Source organism: Parvibaculum sp., assembly GCF_039680535.1.
Lineage (GTDB): Bacteria > Pseudomonadota > Alphaproteobacteria > Parvibaculales > Parvibaculaceae > Parvibaculum.
Map to the genome: position 1 here is coordinate 1 of NZ_JBDKSS010000033.1, position 22,175 is coordinate 22,175.

The window sequence follows — 22,175 nt, forward strand, 5'->3', positions numbered from 1 at the left end:
AAAGAAAGAGAAAATCCTCGACCGGTGCCTTGTAGCTCGGCATATCGCGCGCTCCGTTCCGTTGCTTTCAATGATGTCAGTAAGCGGCGCGGATATTGCAGGAGGACGCTGCGGAAGGCAAGGGGGGCTACTAGGAGTAATGAGCGCGGTGTCACGCGTCGATGGTCAATCTTCGCCTTTTGAGCTTGCCCAAGCTGGTAGCGCGCCAAGATACAAGAGCTCTTCGCGCATGAGAGGGTCGAAAACTTCTGGAATGAGGTACGACATGATTCGCCATTCGGGCTCGTCTCTGAGGCATAGATTACCTTCTACTGCCTTCATTGCGCGTTCGATATGCTGTCCCACAGATCCGTTTAGCAGTCCATGAGCGCGTGTCGAGCTAATCAGCTCTCGCAACAACTCTGCATATCGCTGAGTTGCTGTCGACGTATGCAGGAGCGTATTGAGCATCGCTCGAATGTTGGGATGCCGCGTTGTATAGTTGCGCTCTTTGCCATTGGCGAACGCTAGGATAGAAAAAACGATAGAAATCAGTCGAAGTACGGCGAATTTCGATTCTTCAAACGTATCCCAATACGACAACGTTGAAACCGCTTCCCCTAATTTAGAAAATGTCTCGATGGCCTCAGGATGCGCTGTTGAGCGTTCATCCCAACCGGGTTCAAGGACGTTAAACAGATCGAACCAAGGCTTGCGTCTTTCGTTTATGCGATGCTTAAGCGCTTTAGTAATTCTATCTTCGTGATAGCAAAGTCCGTTTTCGTTCGGGAATATCAATTTGTCGAGGCGCACGAGAATTGGATCGTCGAACGACTCTTCAGCATTCTTCATATAGCAGGTTAGCATCAAGGTCTTATTCTCTCGAGATGCTCGGATCGAGTATCGGTCAAGAGTGAAGGCATTGCCTCTGTGCCTGCGTATCACGTCCCGAAAACTCTGGGGGATGTCATCCGTACGTGGATCGATTCCGTAGAAGATCCATATAAGGCTAACCCCCTCACGCTCGTAATGGATGGATCTCGCTGATATTTCTGTTTGAAATGTATTTGAAAGTTGGACTTCAAATGAGAATGGACGAAATCCCTTCCATTCGAGATAGACGTCTGGGTATCGCCCAAACCCGTTCTCTGTTGGAGGCAAATACTCCTCAATCGAGCTGCGAACATAGCGCGAATCTTGCTTCGCAAGCTGTTCGATCTGTTCACAGAGCACTATATGAGCGAGTGACTTTTGATTGCCATGATATTGAGTCGCACGAATTTCGCTGGGCGCTGTTGTTTTGCCGCTATGCCAAGGACAGTTTGTACCGCCCCCACCATAATGTACGAAAAGTGGAAGATATCTATCACCACGTTTTTTAGATCGAATAAAGACCCTGTCGCCGCACCAGAGGCAGCGTGCTTCTAAGCCCGTAGGTTTTCCTTGTGCGCGATCAGTAATACGATCTCGAAGAATTCCCCATTCGTCGTCCGGCATAGAAATGAGTTCTTTTGCCGTGATGGGTCCAATGCCTCCGTCGAATGAGGCGGCCTCAACAATTCTAGTTGGACTGCTTGATGCTGAGGGCATGGGACGGTAACAAGCCTATTGTCATATTAGCAGAAATTCTCTTCATCACGCTCTAAGTACGCCCTTAGTTATGGTTTTGCTCTCGACGTGGTCTTGGGGCGCGTACTTGTAATGCGTCCGGTCTCCGCGTCTCGCGCGAATTTAATGACGAGTTTCGTGCCAGTTGCCTCGGCGATCTCGTAGAGCGTTTCGATGGTCGTGTTGGCGCGGGCGCTTTCGATGCGGGCGACGAGGGATTGCGGTTTGCCCATGGCTGCGGCGATGTCGGACTGGCTGAGTTTCTTCGAGGCCCGCACCTGCTGCACCGCTTCGGCGGCGATGCGCATGGCGCGCGCGCGCGCGAAGCCCGCGCGGACTTCAGGTTTCTTCATCGCCCGGGCTTTCACATCCGCGAATCCGATCATGTCCTTGCGTTTCGTCATCACTCGTACTCCTTCAGTCGCTTCTCGGCCAATTTGATCGCGTCGTCTGGCGTCTTTTGCGTCTTCTTCTCGAAAATGTGGAGCACCAGAAGCGTCTCTCCCGCGATGCTCGCATGCAGCGCACGGCCGATGCCGTCCGGGCCGGAGACGCGGAACTCCCATATCTTTCCGCGAATGTGTTTGCGCTCATCCGCTTCAAGCTTCTGCGGCCCGAATTTCTGGACGGTGTCCAGCAATTCGATGAGCACGCCCTGAAGGCTCGGCTTCAGCTTCGAAAATTCCTTCTCGACGCGCTTGCCGGCAAAATGGATCGTCCACCCCATGGGGGTTATATAACGTATATGTTATTGAAATGGAAGACCCTGGCCTTCGCCGCGGTGTCGTGACGCTGGACCCCGGATCGGGTCCGGGGTGACGGGCAGGAGGGATGGAAACATACATGCAAAAAACTAATCCCCGCCTCATCATCAGCACCCATATTACCTCCATCGCCTTCGCGAAGGGACGTGCCGGACCGTCCGATGCGTGGGAGGCGAGCGGCATCCGGGACTCGCGAGGGTAACGGACTCGTGGGACCGGACGTTCGGGCAGTACGGCGATCGGAACACGAAGAAGTCGAAAAAATGCCGCGCGCGGGGCGGGGCGCTTTCGCCCCTGCACATGCCACATGTCACATGCGGGACATGTGCGAATGACGTTCCCGCCCCGCGCCCCTTCACCGGCGCGCCGCGTGTCACACCCCCGGAGGCGAAGCCTCGCGGGGCTGGACGCGTATTCGCCATGGGCGTCGTATGGGCTGGCGCGCAACAAAGGGGACGTCATGCCGGACTTGATCCGGCATCCATCTTTCTCGTGTCGCGCGTGGCAAAGCTGGACCCCGGATCAAGTCCGGGGTGACGGGTGTGTCAGGTGGGGGGGGAGTGCCCGATGGGCGTCATGCCGGACCTGATCCGGCATCCATCTTTCCCGTGTCGTGTGTGGCGAAGCTGGACCCAGGGTCGAGCCCGGGGTGACGGGTGTGTTGGGTGGGGGGCGGAGTGCCCGATGAGCGTCATACCGGACTTGATCCGGCATCCATCTTTCCCGTGTCGTGTGTGGCGAAGCTGGACCCCGGGTCGAGCCCGGGGTGACGGGTGTGTCAGGTGGGGGCGGAGTGCCCGATGAGCGTCATGCCGGACGTGATCCGGCATTCATCTTTCTCGTGTCATGTGTGGTGAAGCTGGACCCCGGATCGAGTCCGGGGTGACGGGCGGGGATGGGCTGCGCGTCTCCCCAGCCTCACTCCGTTTTCTGCCATTCCTTCATCGCCCTGGCGAAGTGATCGACGAAGAGTTTCGCCTTGGGCGTTGTCAGCCGGTTGGTGGGATAGACCGCATAGATGCCGCGCTCGGGGCCTTTCCAGTCGTCGAACACCATGAGGAGTTTCTTCTCGCCAAGTTCCTTCGTGACCATCCAACTGGGCAGGGCGGTGAGGCCGAGCCCTTCGACGGCGGCGGCGCGCATGGCCGCGCCCGTCGAGGTCGTGAAGGACGGCGTGATCGGCACGGCGATCGCCTCGTCGCCCTTCTGCAGCGGCCATTCGCTCGCCCATTTCTGATGGCCGAAGGCGATGATGCGGTGGCCGGCGATGTCATGCGGGTGCTTGGGCCTGCCCGCCGCTTTCAGATAGGCGGGCGAGGCCACCACGACGACCTGCGAGGTGCCGATGCGGCGCACGACGAGATTGGGCGCGGGCTCCGGCGCGATGCGAATGGCGAGGTCGAGCCCTTCCTCGACGAGGCTCACATAGCGCGGGCTTTCGACGAGTTCGATCTGGATCTTCGGGTAGAGCGCGAAAAAGCTTTTCAGCGCCGGCACGATGGCGAGGTCCGAGAATGTGTCCGGCGCGCCGATGCGGAGCGGCCCGGAAGGTTCGCTGCGCAGCGCCTCGACCTCGGCGCGGGCGGCGGCGGCCTCTTCCACGGCGCGCGCGGCGCGGGCGAGGAAGGTGCGGCCGGCTTCCGTCGGCGTCACCTTGCGCGTCGTGCGCTCAAGCAGCCGCACGCCGAGCCGGGCTTCGAGTTCGCGTACCGTTTCGCTGACCGTCGATTTCGAAAGGCGAAGCTTTTCGGCCGCCCGGGTGAAGCTCCCGGTCTCCGCGACGGCCACGAAAATCTCCATCCCCTGAAAGAGCTCCATGCCCAATTGTTCGCCGTTTCCGAACTTAATGTCCAGCTTCGGCCGGCTTATCGGCAGGCCGGACGCGGGGTAATCAGGGGGCGTTCCGGTCACGGAGCATCGGATTTACCGGCTCGGAGGAGGCTACTCCATGAATGCGTTATCCATCGATGTAAGAACGCTCACCAGCGGCGGCGGCGAAGTGCTCGACATTCTGGGCGCGGATATCACGGTCAAGGCGACGGGTGAGCGGGGCGGCGTCTTCCTCGCGGATCATCCGGTGCCGGTCGGCTATTTCGTGCCGCCCCATTCCCATGCGGTCGAGGAAGAGATGTTCTTCGTGACCGAGGGCGAAGTCACCTTCGACACTGACGCGGGCATGAAGGTCGCCGGTCCCGGCGATTTCGTTCATGCGCCGCAGGGCTCGCGCCACGGCTTCAGCAATCCTGGGCCGAAGCCCGCCCACATGATCGTCGTCGCCTCGCCGGGTGCCGCCTTCACGGAATTCTTCCGCTCCCTCGACCGCAAGGCCAAGGCCAGCGGCATCACGCCCGCCGACGTTCAGGAAATCGCCGCCGAATACGGCATCGCCATCGGCTGAATCCCGGGTCGCCTCAGCATCCCTTTCTCACCCCCTCGGCCGCAATCCCCCGCCGGTCGAGGGGGATGAGGTCCGCCTTCGCCGCGCCCCGCGCGATCATGGCGAGGTCGGTCGCCACGTCCTGCGCGTGATCCTCGAGATCGCCCGCGCGCCAGACGATGCAGCGGGCATAGGGCGTCTCGTCCTTCGCGCGCAGCCCCGGCCTGTCGGGGATTGACGCCTCCGTCAGCGTCGCGCGAAGCCATGCGAGGCGCTCGTCGGCGCGGGCCGCGAGCGGGCGCGCCTCGTCGGGCGACAGCCCTGCATCGATCCTGTCTGTGAGCGTCAGCAGTTCGGCCTGAAGTTTCGCAATGTCACCAAGCGTCGCCGCATAGCGCGTGCGGTCGTAAGTGTCTGCATGGGCGGTGGTGGAGATTACCAACACAAAAAACGTCATGGCCCGGCTCGTCCGGGCCATCCACGCCTTTCCCTTTTCACCGCGAAAGGCGTGGATGGCCCGCATGAAACGGGGCATGACGGAACGGATGAAAAGCGACATCACACCGCCAACTGCCGCTGCATCGACGCGCTATCCCGCGCGCCCCAGCGCCGCGCGATCTTGCTGCCGCGCATTTCGAACCATTCCATGGCAACGAGTTCATATGACTTGCCGGTCGGCTCCGTGCCCCGGAAGGGCGCGCGGAACGTGCCGCGCTCCGTATAGCGCACGGCCACCTTGTCGCCCTCGGCCACCATGTCCTCGATGATGAGCTGGAGCCCATAGGCCGCATGGAGATCGCGCCAGACGGGCATGGCGACCTCGTCGATATTGCCCCAGCCGAGGACGCCCTGGATCACCGCGTCTTCGGTGAAGAGCGGGCGCAGCGTTTCGAAGTCGCCCGCGCTGAAGGCGGCCGCATAGCGGCGGATGATGTCCTTATGGGCTTCGCTCATGATTTCCCCTGTCTGTCAGCGGGCGCATGATAAGCGGGCCGGGCGTTCGCGGAAAGCGTCAGGCGGCTCTGGCGAGGAGAGCGCCGATGTCCGGCAGGCCGAAGCCAAGGTCGATCAGCGTCGCGTCTTCGACCATGGAGGCCGTTTCCTCGATGCCGAAAGGCGCATAGCCGTCATATCGTTCGCGGCACACCATGGCCATGACGCGAGGCGGCTGGCCTTCGGGCGCTGCAAGCGGAAGCATCAGCATTTCGATGCGGCCGGGCCTGCCGCCCTCATAGATATGGCTGTAATGCGAGAGAATGCCGATGCGGGCCTGCGCGACGGTGGTGAAGGCAAGGCCGACCTGTCCGCGAAGGGCGGGCGGCGTCAGCTCGATCATGTTCATGCCGCGCGGCTCGAAGCCCATGCGTTTGACGGCGAGCGTTCCGGCAAGGCGAAAGCGGATCGTCGCGGCGTCGATGACATCGTAGATCAGCAGTTCCGGCAGGAGTGTCTTCATCGCGCCGAGGTCGAGCGCGTCGGCGCGCGGCAATTCATTCGCCCGGCGATGGCTCTGCCAGCACTGAAGGAATTTGCCCGTGCTTTCGAATTCGAATGACGCAGCTTCGGCGTCGGGGCAAAGCGCGATGGGGGGAAGGGTGGGATCTACAGGAAACATCGAATCTTCAACTCTCGGTACGGCCGCGATTCTAGCCGTTGAAGGTTAATGCTTTCCGCGCCGTCCCGCCTCATTCCCCCCGTTTCGTGGTTAGCTATTGGTAAAGACCGGCTTGCGCTTTTGAAGGAATGCGGCGATGCCTTCCTTCATGTCGTTGGTCTGCGAGCAGAGGATCTGATTGCGGTCTTCCATCGCGATGGCCGCTTCGAGGCTTCCCGCATCGACCGACATGTTGAGGCATTCCTTGGTGAGGCGGAGCCCGATCGGCGAGGTGGTCAGCATCTCATCGATATAGGGTTGCGCCGCCTCTTCCAGTTTTTCGTCCGGCACCACTTCGGAGACGAGACCGACGCGCTCGGCGCGGGCCGCGTTGATGAAGCGGCCCGTCATCATCAGTTCGGACGCAACGGAGACGCCGACAAGGCGCGGCAGGAAGTAGGAAACGCCGATATCGCAGGCTGAAAGACCGATGCGGATGAAGGCGGCGTTCATGCGCGCGCTCGTCCCCGCGATGCGGATGTCGGAGGCGAGCGCGAAGGCGAAGCCGCCGCCGCAGGCCGGGCCATGGATCAGGCTGATGATCGCCTGCGGGCAGCGCCGCATGCGCATCACGATCTCGCTGATGGCGCGCTGGGTCTTCAGACCCTCCACTACGCCGCCGCGCGCATTGTCGCCCGTGTCGGTCCGCGCGATGGAACTCGCCTTGAGGTCGAGCCCGGCGCAGAAGCCGCGGCCCGCACCCTTCAGCACGACGATGCGGACGGACTGGTCGGTATAGAGCTTGAGGAAATAATCCTGCAACTCGGAGATCATCTTCGGATTGAGCGAATTGAGCGCGTCGGGGCGGTTCATTGTCACCCAGTCGACGGCCCCTTCCTTGCGGATGATCAGCGTTTCGTAAGCTGCCGTAGCGTCAGCCATGCTCTCTCTCCCTGTAGGTCTGGTTCTTGTTGGGAGAAGGCTACAGGCTGGCGGCGCAAAAGGGCAAAGGGGAATCTATTGCTGCTCGGTTTCCATCCGGAGCAGCACGCGCTCGGGCAGATCGAGCCATTTGAGCGCGAGAATGCCGCCCGCCTCGACGCGCGTAACCTCGGCCGCGAAAGGCTGGCCGGGCGCCGTCGGCTTCCAGCGCAGCGTGCCGCTCACGATGTCGCCAATTGCCGCGACGCTCGTGTAATTGCAGAGACACGCGCCGCCGGTCGACCAGTTGAGTGCCCGATGGTCGATCCCGCCGATGGAGACGATGAGCACGGGATCGTCCGCACGCGCGGAGGCGCGATGCTCGGGCATTTCAAGCCTTCCACGCAAACCTTCGACCAGACGAGAAATCAACGACATGCCGCCCCCGCGATGCATGGCAAGATAGGCGGGCATTGTGACAGCTTGTGCCGCGATGCCAAGGTGAAAAGCCGGTTTCGTGAGTATCCGTGACAGGGCTTCCGGCGGTCCCGGACCTTCGCTATAAGGATTCGAAGTCCAATGAGTGGAGCAATCCAATGCCGCAGGCCGGAAAGCCCGCCCCCATCCTGATCGAGGTGGGACCTGGCGAGCTCGTCGACAAGATCACCATTCTGGCCATCAAGTCGGAGCGCATGACCGATCCCGACAAGCTTCGGAATGTGCGTTACGAGCTCGACGTGCTGGACCGCGCCCGTCGGTCCCATGTGCCCGATACGCCGGAACTGCGCGCGCTCGAAGCCGAGCTCAAGGCCGTGAACGAGGCGCTGTGGGTCATCGAGGACGATATCCGCCAATGCGAGGCGGACAAGGATTTCGGCCCGACGTTCATCGAGCTCGCCCGCTCGGTCTACAAGCAGAACGACAGGCGCGCGATGCTGAAGAAGGACATCAACCGCATTACCGGCTCGGTGATCGTCGAGGAAAAGTCCTACACCGAATTCAATTGAACGGTCAGGCGGACGCCGGCAGCTTGGCGCGCAGGTGAATCTCGTCGAGCACGCGCTCGAGGGGAAGCGCCGAGAGATGCGCGACCTCGATTGCCGCGAAATTCTCGCGTTCGATTCCCGTGCGCTCCGCCGACATATGCGAGCCGAACAACGCAAGACCCGGCGCGCCGATATGGGCGGCAAGATGCGTCGGGCCCGTGTCGTTGCCGACGACGAAGGCGGCGCCCTTCAGCACGCCGGCGAATTCGAACCAGTTGATGAAGCCGCGCGGACCGGTGAGCTTGATCCCCGGAATCTCTTTTGCCAGCTCCAGCTCGTCCGGGCCCGGCGCGATGACGACTTCCTGACCTTCCTCGATCAGACGCTTGGCGAGCGCCGCATAATAGGGCCAACGCTTCTGCGGGTGGCGAGCCGATGAGCCGGGGATCAGCACGATATAGGGGCGCTTAACGCCTGCGTCGGCGAGGAGAGCCGTCACATCGTCTGCGAGCCACGAAACATCGGGGTGCCGCGTGTGGCGCACGGGAACGCCCGCGTCCTTCAACTGCCCGGCGAGACGGTCGAGCGTGCGGATTTTCTTCGGGTGCTTCGCGCGGTGCGGATGGCTGCATCCCGGCGCCGTCCCCGACCAGTTCGTGTCCTGGAAGAACCAGCGGAAGTAGCTCGCCGTGCGCGGAGAGTTCTGAAGGTCATAGACCATGTCGAACTTCTCGGCCTTGAGCTGCTTGCCGAGTTTCCACATGAGGTCGAGGCGCCAGCGTGGCGCGCGTTCGTCGACCAGAACGCGATCGATCCACGGGCAGCGCTCGAAGAGGCGGCGATAGGGCGGCGTCGTCAGAACGACGATTTCATCATTCCTGTGATGCTCGCGAATATCCCGGAGCGCGCCCTCGCACTGAATGACGTCGCCAAACGCGCCATGTTTGATGATCAGGATGCGGCTCATGCCAAGCTCGGTCTCGCGTCTCTCGCATTGCGCAGGCTTCCGGTCGGGCCCGCTCCAGAATGTCACAGGTCCCCCTGCCGTGCGAGGGCTATTGCGCATGAGAAGCACCTCCTAGACTATGCGCGCGTGGCTGACAACATGGTCGCGGCGACGGAAAGAGAGCGCTCTCCCGTTGTTGTTACTGCTGGCAGTGCGCCCGTTGCGATTTGAGTGACCGACAGGAGAGCCCGTACCGGGCGGCCGATATGAGCCAGGCGAAAGAAGACACGTTGAAGAGCCTCGGGCTCGCACCGCAGACGAGCGCCACCGATATAAAGAGCCTGATATCGCGACGCCCATGGCTTTCCGGCGGTATCGCTCTCGTCATTCTTGCCGTGCTCGCGCGGCTCATCTTCTTCGGCGGCAACGGCGCGGTCGAATATGTGACCGACAAGGTGGCGCGTGGCGATCTCAAGGTCACGGTGACGGCGACCGGCACGGTCGAGCCGGTGACGACGGTGACGGTCGGCAGCGAAGTCTCGGGCCGCCTCGAAAAGGTTCTCGTCGATTACAATGATCAGGTGAAGCAGGGACAGGTTCTTGCCGAACTGGACACAAGCTCGCTTCAGATGACGGTGGAGAAATCCAAGGCCAATCTGGAGGATGCCCGGGCGACCGTTCTGCAGTACGAGGCGACGCTGATCGAGACGACCGCGAAGTGGAAGCGCTATCGCGAACTGTCCAGGCAAAATGCGATTTCGAAGCTCGACCTCGACACGTCCTACGCCGATATGAAACGCGGGGAGGCGAACCTCGCCAGCGCCAGGGCGAAAGTCAAATCCTACGAGGCGCAGCTTTCGGTGGACGAGACGTCGCTTTCCAAGGCGATCATCAGATCGCCCATCGATGGCGTCGTCATCGAGCGCGATGTCGAGCCGGGTCAGACGGTTGCCGCGACTTTCGAGACGCCGACGCTTTTCACGCTCGCCGACGATCTGCGTCACATGGAGTTGCAGGTGAAGGTGGACGAGGCCGATGTCGGCCAGGTTCTCGTCGGGCAGAAAGCGACCTTCACGGTCGACGCCTATCCGAACCGGCGCTTCGAAGCCGAGATCGAAAAGGTCCGCTATGCCTCGACGACGACGAACAATGTCGTCTCTTATGTCGCCGTCCTGACCGTCGATAACTCCGAGCTTTTGCTTCGCCCCGGCATGACTGCGACGGCGGAGATCGTGACGGCGGAAAAGAAGGATGCGCTTCTTGTCCCCAATGGCGCGACGCGTTTCACGCCGCCCAATGAGAAGGCGCCCGAGGCCCGCGTGTCGGAGAAGGGCATCGTCGAGAAATATGTCTGGGTGTTGAAGGACGGAAAGCCGGTCGCCGTTCCCCTGCAACTCGGTCTCACGAACGGCCAGAAGACCGAGATTCTGGCTGGCGACATTGCGCCAGATGCCGTCGTCATCACCGACGTCAAGACGAAGGGAAAGTAGCCGTGGCTGTTCCTGCGGCATCCCCGGCGCTGATCGAGTTTCGCCAGGTCGCGAAGGTTTACGGACATGGCGAGAACGCCGTGCATGCGCTCGACGGCGTCGATCTCGTCATCAATGACGGCGAATTCGTCGCCATCATGGGGCCGAGCGGGTCGGGCAAGTCGACCTGCATGAACATCATCGGATGCCTCGATACGCCAACCTCCGGCCAGTATCTCTTTCGTGGCGTCGATGTCGGCTCCCTCAGCCGCGATCAGCGGGCGCTTCTCCGCCGCAACCATCTGGGCTTCGTCTTTCAGGGCTTCAATCTTCTGAAGCGCACCACCGCGCTGGAGAATGTCGAGCTGCCGCTCATCTATCGCGGCGTGCCCCGTGCCGAGCGCCATGCCCGTGCGCGCGAGGCGCTTGCCGCGGTTGGGCTTTCCGATCGTGGCGACCACACGGCGTCGGAGCTTTCCGGCGGGCAGCAGCAGCGCGTCGCCATCGCGCGCGCCATCGCCAGCGATCCCGCAGTCATCCTTGCCGACGAGCCAACCGGCAATCTCGACTCGCATCGCTCGCGGGAGATCATGGAACTGCTCGCGAGCCTCAACCGCGACCGCGGCATCACTGTCGTCATGGTGACGCATGAGCCGGACATGGCTCTTTATGCGCGCCGGGCGGTGAGCTTTTTAGATGGCCGGATCTCCACCGACCAGGCGCAATCCGGTCACGCGCCAGCGGGCGGGGCATAATCATGTTCCTCGAAACGCTGCTTCTCGCCTTCCGCGAAATCCGCCGCAACGTCATGCGTTCGGCGCTCACCATGCTCGGTATCATGATCGGCGTCGCGGCGGTCATCGCCATGGTGACGCTGGGCGGTGGGGCGAAGCAGAGAGTCTCGAACGATATCTCAAGCCTCGGCAAGAACCTGCTCATGGTCATGCCGGGGACACACCAGAGAGGTCCGTCGAGCGGCGGCGCGCCGTTCAAGAACGAGGATGTGCAGGCGATCAAACGCAGCATCGACGGCGTGCAGGCGGTTGCGCCCATGTCGACCTCATCGGTTCGCGCCGTCTACGGCAACACCAACTGGACGACGACCGTCTCGGGCACGACAAATGCCTATTTCGAAGCACGCCAATGGGCGGTCGAGAAAGGACGTCTCTTCGACGAGGCGGAAGAGCGCTCCGGCCGCACCGTGTGCCTGATCGGCGCGACGGTTCATAAAAATCTCTTCGGTCAGCAGGACCCGATCGGAGCGCGCATTCGCCTTGGCACAGGCTCATGCGAAGTGATCGGTCTTCTGGAGGGCAAGGGTTCATCGGGCTTCGGCAGCGATCAGGATGACACCGTGATCATGCCGCTCTTCGCCTTCCAGCGGCGCATTTCCGGCGTCGACGATGTTTCGATGATCTTCATCTCGGCGCGCAGCGAAGGCTCCATCGACAAGGTGAAGGCGGCGACCGAAGCCCTGCTTCGGCAGCGCCGCCATATCGTCGGTGGCAAGGAAGACGATTTTCAGGTGCAGGACATGCGCGAGATCGCAAGCCTCGTCGAGAGCACGACGACGTTGCTGACCGCCTTTCTCGGCGCGGTCGCCGCGATCAGCCTTCTCGTGGGCGGCATCGGCATCATGAACATCATGCTCGTCTCGGTGACGGAGCGAACGCGCGAGATCGGCATTCGCCTCGCCATCGGCGCCTATGAGCGCGAGGTGCTCTTGCAGTTTCTCGTCGAAGCGGGATCGCTTTCGCTCGCGGGCGGCATTGTCGGTATCCTCATCGGTCTGGCGATCTCCGCCTTTGTCGCGCCGATGGTCGGCATTCCCTTCGTGCTCAATCTCTGGATCATCGGCGTCGCCTTCGTCTTCTCGGCGGCGGTCGGCGTCGTCTTCGGCTATTTCCCGGCCCGCAACGCGGCGCGCCTCGATCCGATCGAGGCGCTGCGTTACGAGTGATCAGCCGGGAAGGATCGGCAGCGAGACGAAGGAACCGCCTTCGCCGCCGCTGACGACCGTGAGCGTCGTGACGCGGCAATCGATAAGCCTCGTGTCGAGAGGCGCGTCGCCCGTTCCCGGATTGACTGCGAAGGCGGGATAGTTCGCCGCCGCGAGCGAAAGGCGAAGCGCGTCGCCCGGCTGGAGCGTCGCGCAGGTGGCGCGCATGGTGATGTTCACGAGCCCGTCCTGAACGCTCCCCACCCGCGCATGGCCTTGCGTGAGATTGAAGACCTGCCCGCCCGGCGTCACGCGCGAAAGAATGGCGCTGACATCGTAGCTCGGCTGGTCGGCGGAGATGGCGAGCGACACGCTCACCTCGCCGGCAAGGGCAAGCGGCGCGTCGAGTGGCGCGGACGTATAGGTCGCTATGTCGGTGCGGTCGTCGAGTGCGGCGCGGTTCTGCATGCCGCCGGGATAGGCATTGTGCCCGCCGAGCGAAGGCGCGGGCCGCCACGGATCATGCACGATGCGGTCGGGAACGGCGTCGCTTGCAGGTTCCTCGGTGAGGGTGCCCGACGCCGTCGTGGTTGAAAGCCCCTTGCTTGCGAGGAAGCGAGGCGCCGCCGTTTCAGGCCATGCGTCGAACCCGCACCATTCCCTCGCGACGAGATCGAAGAGTTCGACATCGGGTGTCGATGGCGCCGCCGCGCCCTTCAGAACATGGTCGAACCATTCGATCTGGCGCTCGTCGATGGTGCTGACGGCGCTGGCGCCCATGTCCACGCCGCCGATCACGCGGCCCCATGGAATATGCGTCCAGGGGCCGATGACGAGCTTCTGCAATGCGGTCGTGCGCCTCGCGGCATCCTTCCAGAAGCCGAGCGTGCCCATCAGGAATCCGTCGTACCAGCCGCCGATATGCAGCATGGGAATGTTGATGGGCTTGTCGGCCAGCGCATCGCGCGGCGCGCGCTTCTGCCAATATTCGTCGCGCGTCGGATGCGCCACCCAGTCGGGGTAATGCGCGTAAGAGCCGAATTCCTCGACGACCTGGGGCATATAGGGGCGCGCTTCGTTGAGCGGCGGATTGCGGGAGGCGGAGAGGAGCGCAATATAGGCTTTCTCGTCGCCCGCGATGCGCGCTTGCTCCGCCGCCATTTGCAGGCCCCAGCCGAGGCCCCCCGAAAAGCAGAAGGCGCCGCCCTCATAGGCCCAATCGCCATGAATGTCATAGCCGCACATGGCGGGGCAGATGGTCGCCAGCGCCGGCGCCCCCGATGCGAGCGCCAGAAGCTGCGTCACGCCCTGATAGGAAAAGCCATACATGCCGACCTTGCCGGTCGAGCCCGGCAGCCCTGCGGCCCATGCGACCGTCTCGCCGCCGTCGCGCACATCGTCGACGAAGAGCCGGTACTCGCCGTCTGATGTCCCGCGTCCGCGCACATCCTGAATAACGACGATATAGCCATGCGCCGCATACCAGGACGGATGGGCATAGACCACGGTCGCCGCGATCTTGCGGCCATAGGGCTGGCGCATAAGCAGAACGGGAAAATCTCCCGTGCCCCGCGGTCGATAGATATCGGCGTCGAGCCGCACGCCATCCGACGTGATCATCGATTGCGTGACGGGTCCATCGACTTCGTAAGGCAGGCGCATAGCATCATCCACTCGTGAGAACTCGGACCCGACACTACAAGATTCGTACCACCTCCATCCGCGATGTTGCGGCTGGCATGGCGCTTGCTCCTGTTGCGGGAAAACGGAGTACCCCCCATGTTGCCCATCAAGAAATCCATCGCCGATTATCCCTGTTATCGCATCAGCCCCGACGACACGAATTACTTCGCGCTGGTCATGGACCCGGTCGCCGACAATGTGTCTTTCGTCACCGTCGTCGAAGTGTTCGAGAAGGGGGGGAAGACGCCGCCCAATTCACACGACACCGCCTATGAAATGTTTTTCGTCCTGAAGGGCGAGGGCAAGGCCTGGTGCGACGGCAATGAGACGACGCTGAAAGCGGGAGACGTTCTCGTTCTGCCGCCGAAGTCCGAGCATGTCGTCGAGAATACGGGCAACGGCAAACTCTATTGCCTGACGACGATGATGCCGAACGAGGGATTTGCCGAGCTTATCCGCAAGGGAACGCCCGTGGCGCTCGACGCCGAAGACATCGCCGTTTTCGGAGGAATGTGAGATGGCTGTGCCGAAGAAGCCGCGCTACTGGCACGAACTCACGACCTTCGATTTCGACGCGCTGGACAAGGACAAGGTGGTCGCCGTCCTGCCTGTGGGCGCAACCGAACAGCATGGACCGCATCTGCCCGTTCTGGTCGATGCGGGGCTCAACAAGGCCATTGTTGACAGGGCGATTTCGCTTCTGCCGCAGGAACTCGATGTTCTGGTACTGCCGGCGCAAACCATCGGCAAGAGCGACGAACACGCCGCCTTTCCCGGAACGCTCACGCTGTCGACCGAAACGCTGATCCGCGTCTGGACCGAGATCGGCGAATGCGTCGCGCGGGCGGGCATCCGCCGTCTGCTCATCTTCAATTCGCATGGCGGCCAGCCGCAGGTGGCCGACATCGTCGCGCGCGATCTACGCGTTCGCCTCGGTATGTTCGCGGTCACGACCGCGTGGTGGCAGCTCGATCAGCAGCCGGGGCTTTTCTCCGATGCGGAGATGAAGCATGGCATTCATGGCGGCGCCGTCGAGACATCCATGATGCTGCATCTCTATCCCGAGCTTGTGCGGATGGACAAGGCGCAGAACTTCGTCTCGCTCTCCGCGCTCATGGAGAACGAGTACCGTCTGCTGACACCCGAAGGCGGCGTCGGTTTCGGCTGGCAGGCGCAGGATCTGAACCCGCTGGGCGCTTGTGGAGATGCGACGCTGGCGGATGCGGCGAAGGGCAAGCAGCTCGTCGATGGCGCCGCCGCGGGGCTCGTTGAACTCCTCGGCGAGATAGCCAGCTACCCTCTGGAGAACATCAGACCGCGCGAGGCTCTGCCTAAACGGTGAGCGCGGCCGGTCAATATGTATGCAAAGGCATGGCGGGCCGTGCCGCCGTCCCGCGCTTTGTCAGGCCCCATGCGTGGCATGGTCTTTGCGGATCGCATGGCAGTGTTCTTTAGCGAGGTGCTGCCATGCGTGATCTTTCGGCTTTCACAAGCGAGCTCGGCGATATTCCAACCTTTGCCGATCCGACGCGGATCAGGCAGCGCAGCCGAGACTTCTATTGGTATAGCCCCCGCCTCAAGCCGATCTTCGACGAGGTGCTGGCCGATCTCGTGGTTGTGCCCCGGACGGAAGAAGAAGCGCTCGCCACGATCAGGCTCTGCTTCAAGTATGATGTGCCGCTCACCGTGCGCGGCACCGGCACGGGCAATTATGGCCAGGCCATGCCCATGAAGGGTGGCGTCGTGCTCGACATGTCCGACATCACCGGCATCGTCTGGATGAAGCCGGGCGCGGTTCGCGTGAAGGCGGGAACGAAGATCCACGATCTTGAGGCCGCTGCGAATGCGCAGGGGCAGGAGATGCGCATCTTCCCGTCCACGCGCCGCGCGGCAACCGTTGGCGGGTTCATCGCCGGCGGTTCGGGCGGCGTCGGTGCGGCGAACTGGGGACTTCTGCGCGATCGCGGCAATATCCTGGCGGCCCGCGTGCTGACCATGGAAGAGAACCCGCGCATCCTCGAATTGCGCGGCGACGACATCCAGAAGGTCAATCACGCCTATGGCACGAACGGTATCATCACCGAAGTCGAGATACCGCTGGCGCCTGCCTATGACTGGATCGACACGGTCATAACCTTCGATGATTTCGGCACCGCCGCGCGCTTCGGCCAGGCGCTGGTCGAAAGCCCCGGCATTCTGAAGAAGACCTGCGCCCTGCTGCCGTCTCCCATTCCGCAGAGCTACTTCAAGTCTCTCAAGCCCTATATCGGCGAGGGGAAGCATTCGATTTTCTCGCTGGTCGCACCCCATTCCTTCGAGGGGCTTCTCGAACTCGTGGAAGACCATGGCGGCGAAGTCGTCTATCGCAAGTCGCAGTCCGAGGTAGAAGCGGAGAAGGGCATCCCTCTCTATGAGTACACGTGGAACCACACCACCATGTGGGCGCTGAAGCACGACAAGTCGATCACCTATCTCCAGACCTTCTTTCCGGCGGGACAGAATGTGGAGCTCGTGCAGAAGATGAACGAGCATTTCGGTGACGAGGTGATGCACCACCTCGAATTCGTGCGCTCCGGCGGCGGCTTCACCTGCTTCGGCATTCAGCTTGTGCGCTACACGACCGACGAACGGCTCGACGAGATCATGGCCTTCTACGAAGCGAATGGATGCGCGCAGTTCAATCCGCATGCCTTCACGCTCGAAGAGGGCGGCATGAAGGAAGTCGATCTCGTGCAGCTCGACTTCAAGCGCGAGTCCGATCCGAAGGGCCTGCTCAATCCCGGCAAGATGCTCGCCTGGGAAGATCCGAGCTGGACCGCCGCGAAGGACAAGACCTATCTCTACGCGGCGGGGTGATCGCCTTTGTATGCAAGCAACGCCGCATTGCTCAAAGTTTCGTCATCGAGTGGCGCGACTGCGGGCGATCGGCGGCGCGGCGATGATGGGCAGCGCGGTAATCCGGCAAAATCCCATGGCATATCGCTTGCAGCCACAGGCTTACAAAACATGGCGCGACCATGTTCGTTGAGTTTTTAAAAACGGGGTGAGAGCAGATGAAATCGAGACTGTTCACGTCTTTCGGGCGTGCGGCTTTGGTCGGTGCCGTGGCCATGGCTGCGGGTCTTTTCGGCGGCGAGGCGCAAGCGCTCGACAAGGTGAAGTTCGGTACGGACTGGATCGCTGAAGCCGAGCATGGCGGCTTCTATCAGGCGAAGGCGCTCGGCATTTACGAGAAATACGGCCTCGATGTCGAAATCGTTCCTGGCGGTCCGCAGGTCAACAATCCGCAGCTCGTCGCCACCGGCGCGCTCGATCTCGCGAGCCTCTCCTCCGCCTATCTGCCGATCATCTACACGAAGGAAGGCATCCCGGTCATCGGCGTTGCCGCCTTCTATCAGAAGAACCCGACCATCCTGATGGCGCACAAGGAAGCCGGCTTCAAGTCGCTCGCCGACATGAAGGGCAAGCCAATCATGGTGTCCTCCTATGCGCAGGACTCCTACTGGCCGTGGCTCCGCACCAAGTTCGGCTTTACTGACGATCAGATGCGTCCCTACACCTTCAACCAGGGCCCGTTCCTTGCCGACAAGAGCGCGATCGAGCAGGGCTATGTGAGCTCGGAGCCCTACACGGTCGAGCTTGAAGGCGCCCATCCTCAGGTCTTCCTACTCGCCGACAACGGCTTCAACGATTACGCGTCGATCCTCTCCGCTCGCAAGGACATGATCGAAAAGAAGCCCGACGTGATCGAGCGCTTCATCAAGGCGTCGATCGAGGGCTGGATCAGCTTCCTGACCCAGGATCCGAGCAAGGCTTATGCGCTGATCCAGAAGGACAACCCCGACATGAAGCTCGAGGTGATGAAGCGCGCGCGCGAGCTGATGATCCAGTACGGCATCGTCGACTCGGGCGACACGAAGAAGCTCGGCATCGGTGCCATGACGGATGAGAAGTGGGCCGCGATCTTCAAGCAGATGCAGGCCTCGGGTCTTGCCAAGGAAGGCATGGATCCCAAGTCCGCCTATACGCTCCAGTTCGTCAACAAGGGCTTTGGCGTAAAGTAATTGCAACGTGATGCGCCGGACGGGTGGACCCGTCCGGCGTTCCTTCTTCAGAAAGAGTGCTCGCGTGTTTCCCTCCATTCCCCAAGGCTCCTATCGACTGGTCAATGGCCGCGTGCCTGCTTGTGCGCTGGAGGGTGGCGGTTCGGACGAACTGGTGAAGGCCGATATCGCCGTTGTGGATGGCAGGATTGCCGCCATCGGCGCGAGCGACGCATATGGCGCTCTGCCTGCGGTCGATCTCGACGACGGCATGATCTGGCCGACCTGCGTTGAACTCCACACACATCTCGACAAGGGGCATACGCTGCCTCGCGCGCGCAATGCCACAGGGACGCATGACGATGCGCTCGCGGCCGTCACCTCGGATCGGGAGTTGTGGTCGGCCGATGATGTCGCGGCGCGCATGGAATTTTCGCTACGCTGCGCCTATGCCTATGGAACCTCGGCAATCCGCACGCATATCGACTCGTTCCCGCCGCAGGGCGAAATCAGCTGGCCCGTCTTCAGCGAGTTGAAGCGCAAATGGGCCGGCCGCATCGAGTTGCAGGGCTCCTGCCTCGTGCATCTTCCTTTCTTCGATGCGCCGGAGGCCGAGCGCCTCGCCGATCTCGTCGCCGAGCATGGCGGCATTCTGGGGGTCGCCGCGAAAAGCATGCCCGGCATGACGAAGACCTTCGATCGCTTCTTCGAGCTTGCCGTGGAACGTAATCTCGATATCGACGTTCATGCCGACGAGACGGCAGATCCGCTCTCCAACAATCTCGAAGACCTGGCCGATGCCACAATGCGCCATGGCTGGGAAGGCCGCGTCGTCGCCGGGCATTGCTGCAGCCTCGCGCAGCGAACTGACGAAGAGGCCGCGCGCACCATTGCGAAGGTGCGCGACGCGGGCATCACCATCGTCGCACTGCCCATGTGCAACATGTATCTGCAAGGCCGTGCCGAAGGCCGCACACCGCGCTGGCGCGGTGTCACGCTGATGCAGGAACTCGCGGCCGCCGGCGTTCCCGTCGCCATGGCAAGCGATAACACACGCGATCCTTTCTACGCCTATGGCGATCTCGATCCGGTCGAGGTTTTCACGCAGGCTGTGCGCATCGCGCATCTCGACCTGCCTGCCGATCCCTGGCTTGCAGGCATCACCTCGACGCCGGCAAGGGCGATGGGCCTGAAGGGTGCGGGAAAGATCGCGGTGGGACTTTCCGCCGATCTCATTCTCTTCCGCGTTCGCGATTGGACGGAGCTTCTGGCGCGGCCGCGTACGGCGCGGCTTGTCATTCGCAATGGCGCTGTGCTCGATGCGGAAGTTCCCGACTACCGCGAACTCGACGCGCTTTTCGCCTAAAGGCGCGAAAGGCGTTCCCGCACGCGGGCGAGGTAGGATTTCCGGCTTTCCGGCGTGGATGAGTCCATGCGGTAGTGCGCCATCCAGAGCGTCTTGCAGCGCGGGTTGCATGCGCCCCTGATACCGCGCAGCAATGTGCGGCGATGAGGCTCGCCGACGATCTTCATCCACCACCATGGCGAGCCGCAGGTCGTGATGCCGCCCACGAGCTTCACATTGGTCAGCGCCGGCATGACCGGCATTTGTCCCTTCGGCATGGTGAATGAGACGCCGGGCACGAAGACGCGATCGAGCCAGCCCTTCAGCATGGCAGGCAATCCGTACCACCAGGTCGGAAAGACGAAGATGAGCGCCTCCGCCCACTGGATATTGGCGATGTGCTCGGGAACATAGGTGAGGTTCTTGCCCTCGGTGTGATAGTCGCGCCGCTCCTGGCAGCCGAGGCGCGGATCGAAATCCTCCGCATAGAGGTCCGTCAGGCGGACCTCATGCCCCTTCGCCTTGAGCGTGTCGACAACCGTGTCGCGCAGCGCGGCGCAGAAGCTTTCGGGAACGGGATGCGAATAGACGACAAGAACTTTCATGGGGCGGTCAATCGATGGCGGCGATAATGTCCGTGGCGGTCGCGGTGAAGCCGAAGCATTGCTTCACGTTATAGATCGTCGCGTCGGTGCAGAAGGCGGGCGACGTCGTCGCCGAGCAATCCGTCAGCAACACGCAATCATAGCCGAGACAGTTCGCGTCCAGAAGCGTGCCGAAGACGCATTGGTCGAGGTTTACGCCCGCAAAGAGCAGCGTAGAGACGCCGAGATTGCGCAGGATGCTGTCGAGGGCCGTGTCCCAGAAGCCGCTCATGCGATATTTGTCGACATGGATGTCGGTGGGCTCAACCGCGAGCTCGTCGACGATGGCGGCCGCCCAGCTGTCTTTTTCGAGCACATGCGAACCGTTGCTCGCCAGCGGATCGCCGATGCCGATGCTCCGCCCATTCGGATTGTAGACATGGAGAACCGACGGGCTGAGGTTGAGCTTGTCCGGACGGTTGCCCCAGTTGACCCAGATGACAGGCACGCCTGCCTTGCGGAAGGCAGGCAGCGCCATCGACAGAGGTTCGATGGGCGTGCGGGCGGGGGTCACATCGACGCCGATGCCGGCGAGCCAGCCATCGGGATGGCAGAAGTCGTTCTGCATGTCGATGACGATGACGGCGCTGCGCGCGAGATCGATGGAAAGCTTCTGCGGTTCGGCGGCAAAGCTGACAGGCTTCGGCGCTCGCGTCTTGCGGACGAGATCGCATGACGCGTCGTTCACGCGCCATTGGCTGGCGCCGGCGCTGCCAAGCGCGACGAGATCGGATGAAGACATGGTTCAGCCCCGTTGGATCATCTTGCGCAGCGACACAGGCGCCTCGCCGCGCGCTTCTTCCTCGCCATGGGCGTCGAGCAGCGCCTTCATCTTCTGACGCATCACGATGCCGGGGCGGTCGGAACGCATGTGGATTTCCTCCCGCGTTCCGATTTCGAGCGGCACGTCGCCCTCCGTGCTCTCCAGAATTTCCCGGTCCTCATTGGTGACGAGACGGTCGAAGGCGATGATGTCCTCGGCGGACGCATCGGCCTCGGTGTCGTTGCGCACGACGAACTGGCAGACCATCGAGCGCTCATCGTCGATGGGCGTCGCCGCCGTGAAGATCATGTGGAAGAGCCCGTTGGGATAGGTGATGCGGAGCGCGCGGGCAAAAGGCAGGAACCAGTTGCTGTCCATGTAGCGCACTGTCCAGTCATCCTCCATGCCGAGGTTCTTCTTCTGAACCTCCGGATTGCGGACCGGCACTTCGGTCAGCATGCGAAAGCCGGTCGGCGTGTCCATGATTTCGAGCTTGGCGGGTTCCGGGTGCCCCTGATCGCCGAAGCTTGCGCGATGGACGAAGCTGAAATGTGAATTGTCGAAGGAGTTCTCCATGAGGCGAAGGCCTGCGCATTCCCACACTTCGTAGAACTCGTGGACCTGCCGGTAGCCGGGTTTTTCCGCTTCATTGAGATCGGGAATTCCGGCCAGCGGTTCCTCGGAGAGCGTGACCCAGACGTAGTCGTATTTCTCCTGCACCTTGAAGCCGGGCGTGCGCGCACCGGGCATCGTCTCGCGCTCCGTCATCTGCGGAATGCGTACGCATTGTCCCGTGCCGTCATATTCCCAGCCGTGATAGCCGCAGACGATGCGGCCGTCCTGCACCCAGCCCTTGGAAAGTTTCGCCGACCTATGGCAGCAGCGATCGAGAATGCACTGCGCCTTGCCCTGCGCGTCGCGCCAGAGAACGATGTTCTCCCCCAGCAGCGTGAAGGGCAGGGGCTTGTCGGCAAGGCCGGCTGCGGGCACGACGGGGTACCAGAAGCGGCGCAGGACAGGTTGCTGTGTTACGAGCATTTCTTGGCCTCGGATACTTGGCGGCGGTCAGCGGTCGCCCATGGCGCTTTCATGCCAATGACGAAGAACGAAACGC

The 22,175-nt window shown here is 62.1% G+C and carries 25 protein-coding genes; 10 read left to right on the forward strand and 15 right to left on the reverse strand.

Features of this window, described 5'->3' with window-relative positions; genetic code table 11:
* Positions 1-165: 165 nt before the first annotated feature.
* The 4 genes from ABFC66_RS16890 to ABFC66_RS16905 all read right to left on the reverse strand — a co-directional run bounded on the left by ABFC66_RS16890 (position 166) and on the right by ABFC66_RS16905 (position 4,169).
* Positions 166-1,476 (reverse strand): hypothetical protein, encoded by a 1,311-nt coding sequence (locus ABFC66_RS16890; RefSeq protein ID WP_346742143.1) that lies wholly within the window; start codon positions 1,474-1,476, stop codon positions 166-168.
* 161 nt (positions 1,477-1,637) lie between these two features.
* Entirely contained in the window at positions 1,638-1,991 is a 354-nt protein-coding gene (locus ABFC66_RS16895) for a helix-turn-helix transcriptional regulator (RefSeq protein WP_346742144.1), read from the reverse strand.
* Positions 1,991-2,314: a type II toxin-antitoxin system RelE/ParE family toxin gene (locus ABFC66_RS16900; RefSeq protein WP_346742145.1), complete on the reverse strand. Its 324-nt coding sequence runs from the start codon at positions 2,312-2,314 to the stop codon at positions 1,991-1,993. Before ABFC66_RS16900 ends, ABFC66_RS16895 begins: the two co-directional genes overlap by 1 nt.
* A gap of 955 nt (positions 2,315-3,269) precedes the next feature.
* Entirely contained in the window at positions 3,270-4,169 is a 900-nt protein-coding gene (locus ABFC66_RS16905; RefSeq protein ID WP_346742146.1) for a LysR family transcriptional regulator, read from the reverse strand.
* Positions 4,170-4,299: 130 nt separating this feature from the next.
* Here ABFC66_RS16905 and ABFC66_RS16910 point away from each other — a divergent pair, with 130 nt between their 5' ends.
* The gene (locus ABFC66_RS16910) at positions 4,300-4,749 is read left to right on the forward strand and encodes a cupin domain-containing protein (protein ID WP_346742147.1); all 450 of its coding nucleotides are present in this window, start codon (positions 4,300-4,302) and stop codon (positions 4,747-4,749) included.
* Between the two features lie 13 nt (positions 4,750-4,762).
* Here ABFC66_RS16910 and ABFC66_RS16915 read toward each other — a convergent pair whose 3' ends face one another.
* From ABFC66_RS16915 to ABFC66_RS16935, 5 genes are all read right to left on the reverse strand, one after another.
* Entirely contained in the window at positions 4,763-5,185 is a 423-nt protein-coding gene (locus ABFC66_RS16915) for a hypothetical protein (protein WP_346742148.1), read from the reverse strand.
* 101 nt (positions 5,186-5,286) lie between these two features.
* Entirely contained in the window at positions 5,287-5,682 is a 396-nt protein-coding gene (locus tag ABFC66_RS16920; protein ID WP_346742149.1) for an ester cyclase, read from the reverse strand.
* A gap of 58 nt (positions 5,683-5,740) precedes the next feature.
* Positions 5,741-6,343, reverse strand: coding sequence for a PAS domain-containing protein (locus ABFC66_RS16925; RefSeq protein WP_346742150.1), 603 nt, complete (start codon positions 6,341-6,343; stop codon positions 5,741-5,743).
* A gap of 90 nt (positions 6,344-6,433) precedes the next feature.
* Positions 6,434-7,264, reverse strand: coding sequence for an enoyl-CoA hydratase/isomerase family protein (locus ABFC66_RS16930; protein WP_346742151.1), 831 nt, complete (start codon positions 7,262-7,264; stop codon positions 6,434-6,436).
* A 75-nt stretch (positions 7,265-7,339) separates the two neighbouring features.
* On the reverse strand, positions 7,340-7,681 hold the full coding sequence (locus ABFC66_RS16935; protein ID WP_346742152.1) for a hypothetical protein: 342 nt from the start codon (positions 7,679-7,681) through the stop codon (positions 7,340-7,342).
* Between the two features lie 158 nt (positions 7,682-7,839).
* Here ABFC66_RS16935 and ABFC66_RS16940 point away from each other — a divergent pair, with 158 nt between their 5' ends.
* Positions 7,840-8,250, forward strand: a complete 411-nt coding sequence (locus tag ABFC66_RS16940) for a DUF6165 family protein (RefSeq protein WP_346742153.1) — start codon at positions 7,840-7,842, stop codon at positions 8,248-8,250.
* A 4-nt stretch (positions 8,251-8,254) separates the two neighbouring features.
* Here the strand turns inward: ABFC66_RS16940 and ABFC66_RS16945 are convergent, their stop codons facing one another.
* Positions 8,255-9,196 carry a glycosyltransferase family 9 protein gene (locus tag ABFC66_RS16945; RefSeq protein WP_346742154.1) on the reverse strand — a complete coding sequence of 314 codons (942 nt, stop codon included), beginning with the start codon at positions 9,194-9,196 and terminating at the stop codon, positions 8,255-8,257.
* Positions 9,197-9,441: 245 nt separating this feature from the next.
* Between ABFC66_RS16945 and ABFC66_RS16950 the strand changes: the two genes are divergently transcribed.
* Genes ABFC66_RS16950 through ABFC66_RS16960 form a run of 3 tightly spaced genes read left to right on the forward strand, consistent with a single transcriptional unit; the run spans position 9,442 to position 12,604 of the window.
* Entirely contained in the window at positions 9,442-10,665 is a 1,224-nt protein-coding gene (locus ABFC66_RS16950; protein WP_346742155.1) for an efflux RND transporter periplasmic adaptor subunit, read from the forward strand.
* Between the two features lie 2 nt (positions 10,666-10,667).
* On the forward strand, positions 10,668-11,399 hold the full coding sequence (locus ABFC66_RS16955; protein ID WP_346742156.1) for an ABC transporter ATP-binding protein: 732 nt from the start codon (positions 10,668-10,670) through the stop codon (positions 11,397-11,399).
* Positions 11,400-11,401: 2 nt separating this feature from the next.
* Positions 11,402-12,604 (forward strand): ABC transporter permease, encoded by a 1,203-nt coding sequence (locus ABFC66_RS16960; protein ID WP_346742157.1) that lies wholly within the window; start codon positions 11,402-11,404, stop codon positions 12,602-12,604.
* Here the strand turns inward: ABFC66_RS16960 and ABFC66_RS16965 are convergent, their stop codons facing one another.
* Positions 12,605-14,245 (reverse strand): CocE/NonD family hydrolase, encoded by a 1,641-nt coding sequence (locus ABFC66_RS16965; RefSeq protein ID WP_346742158.1) that lies wholly within the window; start codon positions 14,243-14,245, stop codon positions 12,605-12,607. It lies immediately after the preceding gene.
* A gap of 117 nt (positions 14,246-14,362) precedes the next feature.
* Here ABFC66_RS16965 and ABFC66_RS16970 point away from each other — a divergent pair, with 117 nt between their 5' ends.
* The 3 genes from ABFC66_RS16970 to ABFC66_RS16980 all read left to right on the forward strand — a co-directional run bounded on the left by ABFC66_RS16970 (position 14,363) and on the right by ABFC66_RS16980 (position 17,122).
* Positions 14,363-14,782 carry a cupin domain-containing protein gene (locus ABFC66_RS16970; RefSeq protein WP_346742159.1) on the forward strand — a complete coding sequence of 140 codons (420 nt, stop codon included), beginning with the start codon at positions 14,363-14,365 and terminating at the stop codon, positions 14,780-14,782.
* A gap of 1 nt (position 14,783) precedes the next feature.
* Complete coding sequence (locus ABFC66_RS16975) at positions 14,784-15,608, forward strand: creatininase family protein (RefSeq protein ID WP_346742160.1); 825 nt, start codon at positions 14,784-14,786, stop codon at positions 15,606-15,608.
* A gap of 125 nt (positions 15,609-15,733) precedes the next feature.
* Positions 15,734-17,122: an FAD-binding oxidoreductase gene (locus ABFC66_RS16980; RefSeq protein ID WP_346742161.1), complete on the forward strand. Its 1,389-nt coding sequence runs from the start codon at positions 15,734-15,736 to the stop codon at positions 17,120-17,122.
* A 31-nt stretch (positions 17,123-17,153) separates the two neighbouring features.
* Here ABFC66_RS16980 and ABFC66_RS16985 read toward each other — a convergent pair whose 3' ends face one another.
* The gene (locus ABFC66_RS16985; protein ID WP_346742162.1) at positions 17,154-17,378 is read right to left on the reverse strand and encodes a hypothetical protein; all 225 of its coding nucleotides are present in this window, start codon (positions 17,376-17,378) and stop codon (positions 17,154-17,156) included.
* On the opposite strand from ABFC66_RS16985, the gene ABFC66_RS16990 reads away from it, so the two are divergent.
* Both ABFC66_RS16990 and ABFC66_RS16995 read left to right on the forward strand, forming a co-directional pair.
* A complete protein-coding gene (locus tag ABFC66_RS16990; protein WP_346742163.1) occupies positions 17,377-18,330 on the forward strand; it encodes an ABC transporter substrate-binding protein in 954 nt (317 codons plus the stop codon). The genes ABFC66_RS16985 and ABFC66_RS16990 overlap by 2 nt on opposite strands.
* A 64-nt stretch (positions 18,331-18,394) precedes the next feature.
* Positions 18,395-19,675, forward strand: a complete 1,281-nt coding sequence (locus ABFC66_RS16995) for a cytosine deaminase (protein ID WP_346742164.1) — start codon at positions 18,395-18,397, stop codon at positions 19,673-19,675.
* On the opposite strand, the gene ABFC66_RS17000 is transcribed toward ABFC66_RS16995, so the two are convergent.
* Genes ABFC66_RS17000 through ABFC66_RS17010 form a run of 3 tightly spaced genes read right to left on the reverse strand, consistent with a single transcriptional unit; the run spans position 19,672 to position 22,099 of the window.
* Positions 19,672-20,259 (reverse strand): NAD(P)H-dependent oxidoreductase, encoded by a 588-nt coding sequence (locus ABFC66_RS17000; RefSeq protein ID WP_346742165.1) that lies wholly within the window; start codon positions 20,257-20,259, stop codon positions 19,672-19,674. The two genes, ABFC66_RS16995 and ABFC66_RS17000, sit on opposite strands and share 4 nt — an antisense overlap.
* Before the next feature lie 7 nt (positions 20,260-20,266).
* Positions 20,267-21,040 carry an isochorismatase family cysteine hydrolase gene (locus tag ABFC66_RS17005; protein ID WP_346742166.1) on the reverse strand — a complete coding sequence of 258 codons (774 nt, stop codon included), beginning with the start codon at positions 21,038-21,040 and terminating at the stop codon, positions 20,267-20,269.
* 3 nt (positions 21,041-21,043) lie between these two features.
* Positions 21,044-22,099 carry an aromatic ring-hydroxylating dioxygenase subunit alpha gene (locus ABFC66_RS17010; protein WP_346742167.1) on the reverse strand — a complete coding sequence of 352 codons (1,056 nt, stop codon included), beginning with the start codon at positions 22,097-22,099 and terminating at the stop codon, positions 21,044-21,046.
* Between the last annotated feature and the right edge of the window lie 76 nt (positions 22,100-22,175).